The sequence below is a fragment of the Hymenobacter psychrotolerans DSM 18569 genome (assembly GCF_900142395.1).
Lineage (GTDB): Bacteria > Bacteroidota > Bacteroidia > Cytophagales > Hymenobacteraceae > Hymenobacter > Hymenobacter psychrotolerans.
The window spans coordinates 75,344-88,253 of record NZ_FRAS01000013.1 but is presented as its reverse complement, the minus strand read 5'-3'; the positions used below and the strand labels follow the sequence as shown (position 1 = coordinate 88,253).

At 61.8% G+C, this 12,910-nt stretch carries 13 protein-coding genes and 1 pseudogene; 2 read left to right on the top strand and 12 right to left on the bottom strand.

Going from position 1 to position 12,910, the window contains the following annotated elements; all coding sequences use genetic code 11:
- Window position 1: 1 nt before the first annotated feature.
- From BUE15_RS12850 to BUE15_RS12800, 11 genes are all read right to left on the bottom strand, one after another.
- Window positions 2-1,453, bottom strand: coding sequence for an OprD family outer membrane porin (locus tag BUE15_RS12850; RefSeq protein WP_170865257.1), 1,452 nt, complete (start codon window positions 1,451-1,453; stop codon window positions 2-4).
- A 7-nt stretch (window positions 1,454-1,460) separates the two neighbouring features.
- Window positions 1,461-2,513, bottom strand: coding sequence for a c-type cytochrome (locus BUE15_RS12845; protein WP_084549022.1), 1,053 nt, complete (start codon window positions 2,511-2,513; stop codon window positions 1,461-1,463).
- Window positions 2,514-2,549: 36 nt separating this feature from the next.
- Complete coding sequence (locus BUE15_RS12840) at window positions 2,550-2,960, bottom strand: DUF6691 family protein (protein WP_084549021.1); 411 nt, start codon at window positions 2,958-2,960, stop codon at window positions 2,550-2,552.
- 21 nt (window positions 2,961-2,981) lie between these two features.
- Window positions 2,982-3,605 (bottom strand): class I SAM-dependent methyltransferase, encoded by a 624-nt coding sequence (locus tag BUE15_RS12835; RefSeq protein ID WP_073285593.1) that lies wholly within the window; start codon window positions 3,603-3,605, stop codon window positions 2,982-2,984.
- 24 nt (window positions 3,606-3,629) lie between these two features.
- Window positions 3,630-4,190 carry a YeeE/YedE family protein gene (locus tag BUE15_RS12830; RefSeq protein ID WP_073285590.1) on the bottom strand — a complete coding sequence of 187 codons (561 nt, stop codon included), beginning with the start codon at window positions 4,188-4,190 and terminating at the stop codon, window positions 3,630-3,632.
- 93 nt (window positions 4,191-4,283) lie between these two features.
- Window positions 4,284-4,622: a rhodanese-like domain-containing protein gene (locus BUE15_RS12825; protein ID WP_073285747.1), complete on the bottom strand. Its 339-nt coding sequence runs from the start codon at window positions 4,620-4,622 to the stop codon at window positions 4,284-4,286.
- 102 nt (window positions 4,623-4,724) lie between these two features.
- The gene (locus BUE15_RS12820; protein WP_073285587.1) at window positions 4,725-6,080 is read right to left on the bottom strand and encodes an MBL fold metallo-hydrolase; all 1,356 of its coding nucleotides are present in this window, start codon (window positions 6,078-6,080) and stop codon (window positions 4,725-4,727) included.
- Between the two features lie 76 nt (window positions 6,081-6,156).
- Window positions 6,157-6,972, bottom strand: a complete 816-nt coding sequence (locus BUE15_RS12815; protein WP_073285584.1) for a sulfite exporter TauE/SafE family protein — start codon at window positions 6,970-6,972, stop codon at window positions 6,157-6,159.
- 71 nt (window positions 6,973-7,043) lie between these two features.
- Window positions 7,044-7,361, bottom strand: coding sequence for an ArsR/SmtB family transcription factor (locus BUE15_RS12810; protein ID WP_073285581.1), 318 nt, complete (start codon window positions 7,359-7,361; stop codon window positions 7,044-7,046).
- A 152-nt stretch (window positions 7,362-7,513) separates the two neighbouring features.
- Window positions 7,514-8,374, bottom strand: coding sequence for an HNH endonuclease family protein (locus BUE15_RS12805; RefSeq protein ID WP_073285578.1), 861 nt, complete (start codon window positions 8,372-8,374; stop codon window positions 7,514-7,516).
- 16 nt (window positions 8,375-8,390) lie between these two features.
- Complete coding sequence (locus BUE15_RS12800) at window positions 8,391-9,746, bottom strand: AAA family ATPase (protein ID WP_073285575.1); 1,356 nt, start codon at window positions 9,744-9,746, stop codon at window positions 8,391-8,393.
- A 334-nt stretch (window positions 9,747-10,080) separates the two neighbouring features.
- Between BUE15_RS12800 and BUE15_RS12795 the strand changes: the two genes are divergently transcribed.
- The gene (locus BUE15_RS12795; RefSeq protein WP_139252273.1) at window positions 10,081-10,452 is read left to right on the top strand and encodes a hypothetical protein; all 372 of its coding nucleotides are present in this window, start codon (window positions 10,081-10,083) and stop codon (window positions 10,450-10,452) included.
- Window positions 10,453-10,465: 13 nt separating this feature from the next.
- Here BUE15_RS12795 and BUE15_RS12790 read toward each other — a convergent pair.
- A pseudogene (locus tag BUE15_RS12790) lies at window positions 10,466-11,226 on the bottom strand (IS5 family transposase).
- A gap of 259 nt (window positions 11,227-11,485) precedes the next feature.
- Here BUE15_RS12790 and BUE15_RS12780 point away from each other — a divergent pair.
- On the top strand, window positions 11,486-12,910 hold the full coding sequence (locus BUE15_RS12780) for a TolC family protein (RefSeq protein WP_073285565.1): 1,425 nt from the start codon (window positions 11,486-11,488) through the stop codon (window positions 12,908-12,910).

Genomic DNA, 12,910 nt, shown 5'->3' with positions numbered 1-12,910 from the left:
GTTAAAAATCGTAGTTGAGAATCAGATTCACCAGGTGCAGGTCTACTTTGTTGACTTCGTAGCGGGCCTCGTCGTAGGTGTTGCCCAGGCGGCCCTTGTACACGTAGAGCAGCTGCCCGCGCAGTCCCTTGGCCCAGCCCGGGAAAGCATAGGTCAGGGAAGCGTTCAGCTGGCGATACGAGGGCATACCATACTTGTTGAGGTGGGTGTTTTTTACGTCCGGTAGGTAATAGTGGCCGTAGCCAGCTTCCGCTTTCAAGCCCGGCACTCGGGCAAAGGAGTAGCCTCCCAGCAGGGCTGCCGCGTCCACGCCCCCGAAGCCTTCTTCTCGCTCCCGGGGCAGAAACGTGTAGAACGGCTCGCGGCCCCACTCCCGTGGAAACAGAAAGCGCCCAGTGCGGGTGATGCAGGTGTAGTTACCGCTCACGCTCCAGGCCCCGCGCTGGTAGCCCAGGCGCGTGCTCAGGGCGTGGGCCTGGCGGCCCGGGGCGCTGTAGGCCAGCTGCGGATTCGGGTTGCCGCCGGTACCCACCGTGCGCTGGTAATGGTACTGGGTGCCTAACGTGAGCAGGCCCGCACCCAGGGCCCGGCCGGTGGTCAGCTCCGCGAAGGAGGCGCTGAACAGGTTATCGGCATAGTAGTTCCAAACTTGGGCTGTGGTACGCGCACCTACCTGCCGGTTGACGCCCACAATCCCCAGCCCCCGGCTGCGCAGGTTACCCGCGTACTGGGCCCGCTGGCCGGACTCCGTCACACCCGCCGGGTACAGGCCCACGGAGCCGCCTACTGAGGTCCAGTCGGTGGTGGAGCGCACGGCCAGGCCGGTTAGCCAACCAAGCGAGACGGTGGTGCGGGGTAGCTCTTTCACTTCCAGCCACAGCCCCTGGGCGTAGTTGGGGCTCAGGCGGCCATCCTGGGGGTTGAGCAGCGGGGTAGTGAGCAACTGCCGGCCCAGCGTGAGGGTGGACTGCCGCCAGCGGTAGCACAGAAACAGCTCCTCCGCCCGCCCGGTAAGCCGGCGCCGGCCGGGGTTTGTCACATCAAACAACCCCACCTCGTAGCGGCTCACGGCCCCGGTCAGCGAGTCCGGCGTCACCAGGTCACTGGAGGCCAGGTTGGCCCAGAAAAAGCCGCCCACGCCCACCTGCAGCCCGTGGAAGGAGGCCGTCTCAAAGCGGGCCCCGGCTCCCAGGCCCTGGGCGTAGTAGTCGGGGTAGCGGCCCTGGTTCAGGGTAGCCATCGTGTAGCTGCGCACCCGCCCGTGCCAGCGTCCTCGGCGGAAAGCATCCGGTAGGGAGTGGGCCCGCACCGTATCCGGCGCCGGCGGGGCCGGGTAGGGCGGCAGCTGCGTGCGCCCCGTTACCGGCCGGGTCAGGGCCGGCTCGGCATGCTGCGCCCAGGCCGCCGCTGGCAGCAGCAGGCTGGCCACCAGCAGACGAAGGATACGTGGCATGGCAGACTTACTTGGCCTTGGCCAGTTGCGGGTGAGCATCTTCGATGGGCTGATAGGGCCCGTATTTGTGCTGGCGCTCCGAGAAGGAGTCCGTATAGGGCCCGAACGGATGGTCGACAGGCTTTTTGCTGATGTCGGGCCAGTCGTGCGGAGTTTTCAGGTGCGGCCGGGGCTGGGAGTTGACGAAGGCGGCCACATCCCAGGCTTGCTCGTCGGTGAGTTGGGGGTGGTCGAAGGCCGCGCCAAAGGGCATGGCGGCCTTCACGTACCGGGCCAGGTTGGTGACGCGGTACAGGCCCGCGCCGTCGTTGTAGCTATGAGGTCCCCAAAGCGGCGGGTACTGGTACTCGCGCCCGTCGGCCAGATGCTTGCCTTCCCCGTTGGGGCCGTGGCAGCTCTGGCACTTGGCGGCAAACACGGCCTTTCCTATTACCGGGTCGGCGGCGCGTGGCAGGTAAGCCAGCTTTGTGAACCCGGTGCCGTACACCTTTTTCCCTTTGGGAATGTCATGGCCCAGCCAGTTGATGTAGGCCACGATGGCGCGCATCTCCCGGCTGCTGTCGGCCAGGGCCCGGCCGTTGAGGCTGCGTTCCAGGCAGTCATTTACCCGCATTTCCGTGGTGACCATGGTGCCCGAGCGGGCCCGCATCTTCGGGTAGGTCGCGGCCACGGCCAGGTAGTTGTTGGCGAAGCCTTTGGTGCCCGCGTCGAGGTGGCAGTTCTGGCAGTTCATGCCGTTGGTCTGCCGGGCTACCGAGCCCTGCGGCCCCAGGTAGCGGGCGGTGTGAGCAATCAGGTCCCGGCCGTAGCGGATCTGGCGGCCGGCGGCGGTGCGGGGAATGGTGGCCGTGTCGGGGGCGGCCGTGGCCGGCCGGTGGTAGCTGCCGGAAGGGGGCGGCCCCTCGTTGGCTTCGGCCACCGGGGCCGGCGGGGGCGGGCTGGCCGGGCCGTACAGCTGGGTCAGCACCACCACCACGACCAACACCAGCGCAGACGTCAGCAGCAGCAGGATGCGCACCAGCTGGGGCAGCCGGGCAACAGAATCAGACGGAGTTTCCATGGCAGCGTAGCGAAGGCGGGCACCGATGCCCGGTAGTTAGTGGGGCAGCTTTTCGCGCAGGGCGCTGTAGGTCCAGGTGCCGGCCAGGGCCGCGAGTATCAGCACGGCCGCGCCGGCCACGCCGCTGCCCAACTGGGCGAACATCGGGCCGGGGCAGGCGCCGGTTAGGGCCCAGCCCAACCCGAAAATGGTGCCCCCAATCCAGGTGCCGTGGTTGTACTTCTTGTCGGCAATGCTGATTTCCTCGCCGTTGATGGTCTTCAGGCGGTTGCGCTTGATGAGCTGAATGGAAATCAGGCCGACTACAATGGCCGAGCCGATGATGCCGTACATGTGGAAGCTCTGGAAGCGGAACATCTCCTGGATGCGCCACCAGCTCACCACTTCGCTTTTCGTGAGGATAATGCCGAACAGTACGCCCAGCACCAGGTATTTCAGGTTTTTCATGTCAGGTAATAGAAGAGGGAATTAGGAGCGCGTGGCTAGCAGGCGCACAATATTGGCCGGCCCGGAGTGGAAGCTGCCCTCGTGCAGAACGACGCCCAGCTCATGGTTCTCCCGTACCGTGAGCCCAGCGAAATCGGCGGCCAGGGTGTCGGGGTCGTAGAGCAGTTCGGCCGATTGGGGGCCGCCGGAGGGCAAGCCCAACTGGCGGGGACTGAAGGCTTCCAGAATCAAGTGTCCCCCGGATGCCAGGCTTTGGGCCGCGGCCGCGTGCACGGCCCAGCGGGCCACGGGCGGTAGATGGGCATAGATCAGGCCGATGGCATCGTAGCCGCCGGGCTGCTGCCAGCGCAGGCTGGTCACATCGTCCACCTGGTAGTCCAGGTGCACGCCCTGGGCTACGGCCAGGCGTTGGGCCTTGGCGCGGGCCTCGTCGCTGAAGTCCACCGCCGTTACCTGCCACCCGCGCCGGGCGGCGTACACGGCGTTGCGTCCTTCGCCTTCGGCCAGCAGCAGAAGGCGGCCAGGCGGCAGCTTATCCAGTTGCTGGCGGAGGTACGTGTTGGGCTCGGTGCCGTAGGCATACGCCTCGCTTTCGTAGCGGGCGTCCCAGAACTCGGCGGCCGCGGATTGGGAAGCAGTGTTCATGGCGGGTGGGGTAGCAGTACTGGGCTAAAACATCATTGGGTAAAACACCCACGTCATGAGCAGACCGCCCACGAAGAAGCCAATGACGGCCACCAGCGACACCCACTGCAGGTTGGACAGACCCGAAATGGCATGGCCCGAGGTGCAGCCCCCGGCGTAGCGGGTGCCGAAGCCGACCAGGAAACCGCCCAGCACGAGGAATACCCAGCCTTTCCAGTTCGAGAGGTTCTCCAGGGCAAACAGTTCTTTGGGTAATAGTCCCGAGAAGTCGGTCAGGTGCATCTGCGCTTTCAGGTCACGCACGGTTTCCGGGGAAATGGCAATCGTATCGGCGTGGCCCATGAGCTGGTAGCCGATAAAGCCGCCGATGCCGATGCCCAGCACAAAAAACAGGTTCCAGAGTTCGGCCCGCCAGTTGTAGGTCAGGAAAGGAATACCGGCGGGCACGCAGGCGGCGCACACGTGGCGCAGCGAAGAGCTGATGCCCAGAGCTTTGTTGCCGATGAGCAGCAGCGCGGGCACGGTCAGCCCGATCAGGGGGCCGGCCACGTACCAGGGCCAGGGCTGGCGAAGTAATTCAAGCATGAAGTCAGAAAGTCAGGAGTATAGACATCCGGCCCGCCCGCCGTAGCGGCCGGCCGGAATTCTTGCTAAACAGGAAGGGGAAATGGATGCGGGTTAGCGAACCAGCTTTTCGGGCCAGTCCAGCACGCCACCCAGCAGGTTCGACACGTGCGCAAAGCCGCTTTTGGTCAGCTGCCCGGCGGCGTTAGCCGAGCGGGCGCCGCTGCGGCAGTACACGTAGGTGGGCTTGGTTTTATCCAGAGCCGCCACGCGCTGGGCGAAGTCGGGCGCGGTGACGTCGATGTTCACGGCCCCGGGCAGGTGGCCACCGGCAAACTCGTCGGGGCGGCGCACGTCCAGCAGCACCGCGCCGGGCTGGCGCAGGGCCGCGGAGAATTGAGCAGGGGTGAGGTTTTTATAGGCGGACGCAGCGCCTTGAAAGAAATTCAGCATGGCCAAGAGGGAAAGAAGCAACGTGAGCGAAGGCATAGGATAAGGCCGTCAGGCAACCGGAGAGCCCGCCTGCGGGGCGGCTCCCCGGTCGGCCGTTGGGAATTAGTGCTGGACGGAGGCGGACTGGAAAGACTTGACGGCCTCGCTCAGGTCGAGCACTTCCGTACCGGGCAGGGCATCGGCCACGATGCTGGAGCCGGCCGCCGAACGGTACCCGCCGGCGCAGTGCACCACCACGGGCTTGCCGGTCGGAATTTCCTGAGCCCGCTCCCGCAGCTCGGGCAGCGGAATGTTGAGCGAACCGGCAAATAGCGGCTCGTCGCGGTGCTCGGTGGCGTTGCGGATGTCCACAATGGTGTACTGCTCGGGATGCTGGCGGAACTGCTCCACATCCAGCTTCGGTAGCGTCGCCTCAGAAGATGGCGAGCCGACCAATGCCCCCTTGATCAGGGCCTCGTAGCCGATTTTGGCCGTTTTCCGGATCAGGTCTTCCAGGGTCGCCTCGTCGTCGGCAATCAGGTAGAACGGCTCTTCCGGCCCCACGATGGAGCCCAGCCAGGTTTCGAACTTGCCGCCCTGCTGGATATTAATGGCGCCGTCCATGTGGCCCTGCTTGAACTCGGCTTCGGGTCGGGTATCTACTACCAGCACGCCGGCTTCCAGGGCCGTGCCGGCAGCCAGGCGCGACACCCGCTGCACGCTCGGCTTGTAATCGGGCGCACCGGCTTTGTTCAGGGCCACGTCGTAGCCGAAGTATTTCGGGATGAAGGGTTGGTCAGCGAGCAGCTCTTGCACGAACTCCTCCTCGCTCATCTCCCGCAGCATGGGGTTGCCGAATTTCTCGTCGGCGATGGTGCTGCTGTTGGCCCCGCTCAGGGCCTTGCCGCAGAGGCTGCCCGCGCCGTGGGCGGGATAGACCAGCACCGTGCCGGCCAGGGGCATCAGCTTGTCGCGCAGCGAGTGGTACATCTGCCGGGCCAGCTCCTCGCGCTTGGCCGTCATGTTGCCGGCTTTTTCGCGCAGGTCGGGCCGGCCCACATCCCCGATGAACAGCGTGTCGCCGGTGAAGACGGCTTCATCCTGACCTTCGCGGCTCACCACAATGCTGATGGAATCAGGCGAGTGCCCGGGCGTGTTCAAAGCGCGGAAGGTGAGCTTGCCCACCGTGAACGACTGGCCCTCATCGAACGCCTCGTGGGCGTAATCCGCCCCCAGCAGCTTGCTCACGCGGATAACGGCGCCGGTCTGCTGGGCAATTTCCAGGTGGCTGCTCACGAAATCAGCGTGGGGGTGGGTTTCAATGACGCTGACGATTTTCGCGTCATGGGCCTTGGCGTAGTCGTGATAGGGCTGCGGCTCGCGGGCCGGGTCGATGAGCACGATTTCGCGGGCGCACTCGCTCAGGATGGCGTAGGAAAAGTGGGCCAGGCCCTTGTCTTCAAACTGTTCGATTTTCATGACCAAAAGAGGTTGAGAGTGGAATCAGAAAAACTGTAAGGAGAGGTCGAGTAGTACTAGGCTAAAAGTCAGCTGCCTAGGGCTTGAGCACCAGTTCGCGCAGCAGAATGAACGTGCCCATGGCCAGCGTAAACCAGCCGAAGGCGGGCTTGAGCTTGGCTCCGGGAATGAAGCGGGCCAGGTAAGTGCCCAGCACGATGCCCACCAGGGCGAAGGCCAGGAAGCCGAGCAGAAACGTCCAGGCAATGGGCGTGCCGGCGCTCAAATCCCCCGTGAATCCAATGAGCGAGTTCAGAGCAATGATGGCCAGCGAGGTACCCACGGCCAGCTTCATGGGCAGGCGCGCGCCCAGCACCAGGGCCGGAATAATCAGAAATCCGCCGCCGGCCCCCACAAAGCCCGTGAGTGTGCCCACGACCAGGCCAATACCCAGAATCAGCGGGTAGTTGAAGGTGTGCTTCTGGTGCAGTTCTTCGTCGAGCACCTCCTCGGCCTGCTTGCTGCGGATCATGGAAGTGGCCGCCACCACCATCAGCACGGCAAAGGCCACCAGTACCAGCAGGTCTTTGGTAAAGACAATGTTGCCCAGGGTAAACAGTTCGTGCGGGATGGCCGGCATGAGCAGCTTGCGCACCGCAAACACGGCCAGCAGCGAGGGAATCAGAAACACCACGGCCGTTTTCAGCGACACCAGCCCTTTGCGGAAGTAGCCCGAGGCGCCCACCACGGAGGTGGAACCCACCACGAACAGCGAGTAGGCCGTGCTCAGCACCGGGCTTACGCCCATCAGGTACACCAGTACCGGCACGGTGAGGATGGAGCCGCCCCCGCCCATGATGCCCAGGGAAAGACCGATGAATATAGCCGCGAAGTAGCCGACGATGTGCAACATGGATGAACGGGTGAACGTATGTAGTTATGAAAATTTGTTCATGCGTTTTAGCAAAAAAAAGGCCGGTCCCCTTACAGGAACGTGCAGCCGGCCAGGCACTGAATCACGTCGACCACTTCGCGCATCTTCAGTGCGTAGAAGATGTTTTTGCCGTCGCGGTGGCTGCTCAGAATACCTTTCAGCTTCATGCCCGTCAGGTGGTGGGAAAGCAGGCTTTGCTCCACATTCAGCTTTTCGCTGATGTCCGTGACGGAAAGACTTTCCTGATTAGCCAGCAGTTGCACGATGGCAATGCGGGTCGGGTGGGCCGTGGTTTTGAGAATGAAGGCCACCTTCTCCATCTTTTCAGTGGTCAGGTTCAGATCGGCGGAGGTGGTAGTCGGTGTCATAAGGTGCTGCAAATGTATGATCATTTGTTCATGTATACAAGTTTGTTCTATCTTTTAGTTCAAAAAATATCCCCTATTCATACATGCCTCTTTGAAGGAGCGCATTGCTGTGTGTTATAACCGTTTTTGAAGCTACGATTTAGTGCTTTCCTTTACCAGATTAAAGCTTCCGGGGCATCTTGAAACAGCTTAGCAGCCTGAGGCATGGTTAGCTGTTGTCGTTGTAGCTCCTGCCAAACAGCAGGGTGCGGATGGGTGCGAATAGCCCTGCGAAGACTTGCCATAATCCGAGCCCGCTGCCCGCGAAAGGGTTGGTTGAGGTCGACTACGTGCGGCTCGTTTACGGCGGCGGCAAGTTGGGCCAGCGTCGTAGTCAGTTTGACCTCCACGTATTCGCGCAACAGGCCAATGAAATGCCGATGGGCAATCCGCCGCGCTTTTGAGAGCTCAGCCCGAAAGTTGAGTTGAAGCAACTCTATCGTGTAGTCGGCTCGTTTCTGGTCGCGGGTGCTCAGTTGCGAGGCCTGCGCGAAGGCGCAACCAGCCTGAAAATCAATTATTAGCCAATCCAGCGGATTTTCAACCAACGGATTTAGCAGTACGGCGTCTGTAGATCCTACTGGGCCCGCTACCTGGGGAGTGAGATGCAGCACATGGCTGGAGCCAGCTGGATTAAACACGGCAAAGCCATTGCGCTTAAAGCTGGTGTTACATGTTTTGCAGGCCAGTAAATAATTGTCCCACACGAACGTGCGTTGCGGAAACCACGATTTCGGGTAAATATGCTCAATATCCTCCCCTTCGCTGTATTCGCAGTAGCTGCAGGCTTGTGTACTTATCGTAAGCGCCCGGAGCTGCTGCTTGATTTCGGCAAAGGCGTGCTTCCCACTTTGGCCACTTTCCTTGCTCTTCCACCGGGTTTGCGCTTTCGCCACCTGAGCCGCAAACGTAGGCTCGTTGTCTACTACCTTTTGTTGCCGTGCCAGCTCCGTTTGGGTGGCAGTGGAAAGCACTTTGCGCCGTGCTTTCTTAGAAGGCAAATGTATCATCCGTCGTAAAAATCTGGCGTAGCTGATACATTTCTGCCTCGTCGGCCTTGTTTAGCTTGCCGTAGGCGTATAAGCGGTTCAAATGAATGAGGCGTGTTAATTTCTCTTGAGCTTCAGGTGATTGCGTAATATTTTCACCAAAAGCATCGGTAGCGTAAGCATCCAAGATATTGCCGTATATCAGCCGGTCTCGCTCCAAGCCAGTTACTTCACCTGATGACTCTTCCTCGCCCGGTGCCACCAGCCGGTAGATGCTGCCTTGCGCCGCTGCCCTGCAGATCAGTGGGCTGTGCGTGGTGACGATAAACTGCATGCGCGGAAAATACTGGAGAAACCATTGTCCGATGCGGGTTTGCCAGGTCGGATGCAGGTGTGCATCTATCTCATCAATGACTACGACACCGGGCAGGCCAATCTCCAACTTATCCGGCCGGTTTTTGGCAAGTTGGTGAAACACCTGCTTGTAGCCGTATACACGCACCAATTGGCGTATCAATTCAAAAGTCAGGCTGAGCACGGAACGGTATCCATCACTGAGTTGCGTGACGGGCACTGGATTGCCATTGCCATCCAGAAAAATCGGCCCCCCAGTTTCGATGCGGTCTAGCCGAGTGCCGTGGGGCAATAGGCCACTATCGTTTACAAAGCGCTTCAGGTAATCCAGCGTATGGCTGGCCTCCGATGATTGGTTATCAGCCTCCTGTTGCTTCAAACGCTGATAATCTAATTCGCGCAGCCATTCCAACGCCTCCGTTAAAGCAACATCCTCGCCGAAAGCACTTAAGTGGGCACCGACTTTAGGGGAGGAATAAAAGAGTTTGGCCCATTCAGGGTTGCCGCCTGTGAACCGTCGGAAAGGTCCATAAGCAACCGAAAACCAGCCGGCATAATCTCCCCAAATTTCTTTGCGCGGCTTGCGTGAACGAGCACTATCAATGTTGCTGCTCAAGACCACTACCGAATGAGGCGAGGCAAAGTCGGGGCTGAAGCCACCCACCCGTTCACGGCTGAAATCAATTTCGATGGGGAAGGGCTTATCGGAAGCAGCCACTGAAGCCTTACGGGTATCGACAGCCTTGTCCCATTCCGGATCGGCAACAATGTGTAACCGCACGTGTCCGGTGGTGTGCTGTGCCGCTAGCCATTCGTCCCATGAAAGCCGCAGTGCCATGGCTTTTTCCGGGCCGATCAGCGCCAGTGCAATGGCGCGTACCACCGAAGATTTGCCGGTCCCGTTGTCGCCAATGATAACGTGCCATCCGGCCGGTTTAGCAAACCGCATCTTCAGACTATCAATGGCCCGAATGTGTGCTATGTCAATGGAGTGGATGTACATCGTTAAGTGGGTTGGGCTAGCTGATGACTTGTGCGTAGGTGTAACTGGCTAAAAAAGGTATTGCGCTTAGATGATACTGGGGTAGGCTAAAGCTGCAAGTTTAGCCTAAAAGTTAGACTAAACTTGCAAGTGAGCAGACAGGCGCTACATAACCATATAAAATAGGATCGGTAACCGGCTATGCGTCGTTCCGTGGCTTATTTGTTACTTGATGTGTTAGGCTAGCGGCATAGTTTGTGCAGCCCCGTCTGCAACCATCGCGTTAGCCGGTGTGCCTTTTGACCGGGTAGCGTTCCGGCAAAAGTGTGCACCTTTGCACTTGCTACCATTACCTATGCACCGTTTGCTGACCCATTTGCTGTTGCTGCTCTATGCGGGTGTTTACCTGCATTGCCAGCCGCTGCCTGCCCGGGTCCCCGCAACGACCACTGGGCTGGGTAGCCCGCAGGAGCAGTCCCAAACTGGCCTGTGCAAAAAGAAGCTGCAGACGGTACAGGCCGATCCGCAGGCCGACCACGCACCAGTAGTAAAAGCCAAGCTGCTACCGCTGGATCTGGCGCTGAGTGGTGATTTCCCGGCCCTGTATTTCGGGCTGCTGTTCCCGGCCGACGAGCCGACCCTGAATCCCGCCCGTGGCCCGAATGCCTGCCCCGAGCACTCGTTTGCCAACCACCCCAACAAGGCTCCGCCCATTCGCTTTTCTTAGGTTGTACGGACAATTAGCGGAGCCACAACAGGGCTGAGACAAAGTGTACCATTCCCAAGAAACTACTGGCCGTTTTATCGTAGCGCGTGGCCAGCCGTCGAAACTGCTTGAGGCGACTGAAAAAGCGTTCAATTTTGTTCCGGTCGCGGTACAGGTTGCGGTCAATCACGCGGTGGGCGAGGCGATTCTTTTTGCTGGGAATCACGACGTGTGCCCCGATGGCGGCCACACGGGCAAGCACCGCGTCCGTGTCGTAGCCTTTGTCGGCCAGCACATAGCCGGCCCCGTGGGCGGCGAGCAGCAAGTCCGCGGCACGGCGGCAATCGGCTTGCTGGCCCGGTCCCAGCACGACGCGCAGCGGGTTTCCCAGTGCGTCGACCAGCACGTGCAGTTTGGTCGTCAGCCCGCCGCGGCTGCGGCCAAGGGCTTCGTCACCGATGCGGCTTTTTTTCGGCTGCCCGCTGCCTGGGCATGGGCCCGCACCACGGTTGAATCGAGCATCACCCAGTCCAAATCGGGCTCCTGCACGGCCTCGAACAAGCGTTGCCAAATGCCTTTTTGCGCCCAGCGCCGGCTGCGCTTGCGCAACGTGTCGTGCTTGCCAAAGCGCGCCGGCAACGCCCGCCAAGCGCAGCCGTGGCGCGCCACCCAGAACACGGCGTTGAGAAAGAGGCGGTTATCGGCGCCTGTTCGGCCAACGTCGCCGGCTTTGCCCGACAAATGGGGCGCCAAGGCAGCCCATGCACGGTCACTGATTTCATCCAGATTGCTCACGCAGGCAAAGATAATTGTCCGTACAACCTAGGAAAACGCGTCGTGGAGCCGGGTGTGTACCCGGTTAATTGCCCCGTTCGTGGGGGCGATAACCGGGTTTTTTATGCCCCGACCAGCCCGCCGCCTCATGCGGCCGCCTTAACCTTGGTTATCGGGTAGTCCCGCCTTTTCCTGAGAGCCCCAGCAAATCTGCCTAGTAACTGGCTGGCTACGTCCCTGTGCGCCCGGCCCGGATTTCTGTCCTGACTTCTCTCAGCCCATGTTTTTCCCTTTTGTACCTCCTGTCCGGCGGCTGCCGGCAGGTAGTGCCTGGCTACTCGTCGCCCTGCTGCTGGCGGGCCCAGCAAGCCAGGCACAACAGCGCCCGGTTCATCCGGCCGCCGGCCGGCCACTTTCCCTGAACGAAGCCCTGGATCTGGCCCGCACCCAGGCCCCGCACCTGCAAGCTAAAGCCTACCAGGTGCAGGCCGCCGAGGCCGATATTGCCCAGACCAAAACCCAGCGCCTGCCCTCCGTGCGCTTGAGCGGGCAGGTGAGCTACGGCTCTACCAACGCCGTGGCCGGCACCATGCTGCCCGTGGGCACTATCATTCCCAGCAGCGGCTCACTAAGCGGGGTCAATTCCTACAACGCCGTGTTCGGTAGCATGGGCACGGCCCTCATGGAGTGGAGCCCGGTCACCTTTGGGCAGTACCCGGCCCAGCGGGCCCGCGCCGAAGCGGCCCGCGACTACGCCCAGGCCGACGCCGACAACGAGCTGTTCACCCAGCAGCTGCGCGTGGCCCAGACCTACCTCGACTTGCTGGCTACGCAAAGCCTGCGCCAGGTGCGCGAGCAGGATGTGCGCCGGGTATCCATACTCAAAAAGACCATTACCCGGCTGGCGCTGCATGGTCTGCGCCCCGGCGTGGACAGCACCCTGGCCCGCGCGGCCGAGGCCCAGTCGAAGCTGGCCCTGGTAAGTGCCCAGGAACAGGAAGCCGACCGCCAGGCCCGCCTTTCCACGCTGCTGGGCCAGCCCGGTGCTACCTGGCAGCCCGATACGCTCTACAACCGAACCCTGCCGCCCGCGCTGGTGCCGCCCACGGCCACGCACCCCACGCTGGGCCTGCAGCAGCGGGCCGTGGACCTGGGCCAAGCCCGCGAAACGGTCATTCGCCGTCAGTACCGCCCCCGACTTTCCCTGCTGGGCGCCACCTGGGGTCGGGGCTCCGGCCTGGGCTCCAACGGCCAGACCGACTATGGACTGGCCGGGGCCGCGCCCACCCGCTTCAACTACGCCGTGGGCGTGGGCGTGGTGTTCGACCTGCTCGACTGGCCCCGCGTGCAGGCCCAGGCCAAGGCCGAAAACCTGCGCACCCAGGGTCTGCAAGCGGAATACCAGCAGCAGCAGCTGGAACTCAGCAACCAGGCCACTTTAGCTAACCAGCGCCTGCAGCTGGCCGCCGAGCGCGCCCGGCAGGCACCCTTGCAGCTTGCGGCCGCCCGCCAGGCGTACCGCCAGAAGCTGGCCCTGTACAACTCCGGATTGGCCACCGTGGTCGACGTGACGCAGGCCCTCTATGGGCTGCAGCAGGCCGAGCAGGACCAGGTGCTCACGGCCAACGCCGCCTGGCAGGCCGTGCTGCTGCAAACCGCCGCCGCCGGCGACTTCTCCTTCTTTTTCACCCCCGTAACGCCCTAG

What these genes read in the sequence shown, in the direction of transcription:
- BUE15_RS12850 (WP_170865257.1), bottom strand. Translation starts at nt 1,453, where the DNA reads ATGCCACGTATCCTTCGTCTGCTGGTGGCCAGCCTGCTGCTGCCAGCG.
- BUE15_RS12845 (WP_084549022.1), bottom strand. Translation starts at nt 2,513, where the DNA reads ATGGAAACTCCGTCTGATTCTGTTGCCCGGCTGCCCCAGCTGGTGCGC.
- BUE15_RS12840 (WP_084549021.1), bottom strand. Translation starts at nt 2,960, where the DNA reads ATGAAAAACCTGAAATACCTGGTGCTGGGCGTACTGTTCGGCATTATC.
- BUE15_RS12835 (WP_073285593.1), bottom strand. Translation starts at nt 3,605, where the DNA reads ATGAACACTGCTTCCCAATCCGCGGCCGCCGAGTTCTGGGACGCCCGC.
- BUE15_RS12830 (WP_073285590.1), bottom strand. Translation starts at nt 4,190, where the DNA reads ATGCTTGAATTACTTCGCCAGCCCTGGCCCTGGTACGTGGCCGGCCCC.
- BUE15_RS12825 (WP_073285747.1), bottom strand. Translation starts at nt 4,622, where the DNA reads ATGCTGAATTTCTTTCAAGGCGCTGCGTCCGCCTATAAAAACCTCACC.
- BUE15_RS12820 (WP_073285587.1), bottom strand. Translation starts at nt 6,080, where the DNA reads ATGAAAATCGAACAGTTTGAAGACAAGGGCCTGGCCCACTTTTCCTAC.
- BUE15_RS12815 (WP_073285584.1), bottom strand. Translation starts at nt 6,972, where the DNA reads ATGTTGCACATCGTCGGCTACTTCGCGGCTATATTCATCGGTCTTTCC.
- BUE15_RS12810 (WP_073285581.1), bottom strand. Translation starts at nt 7,361, where the DNA reads ATGACACCGACTACCACCTCCGCCGATCTGAACCTGACCACTGAAAAG.
- BUE15_RS12800 (WP_073285575.1), bottom strand. Translation starts at nt 9,746, where the DNA reads ATGTACATCCACTCCATTGACATAGCACACATTCGGGCCATTGATAGT.
- BUE15_RS12795 (WP_139252273.1), top strand. Translation starts at nt 10,081, where the DNA reads ATGCACCGTTTGCTGACCCATTTGCTGTTGCTGCTCTATGCGGGTGTT.
- BUE15_RS12780 (WP_073285565.1), top strand. Translation starts at nt 11,486, where the DNA reads ATGTTTTTCCCTTTTGTACCTCCTGTCCGGCGGCTGCCGGCAGGTAGT.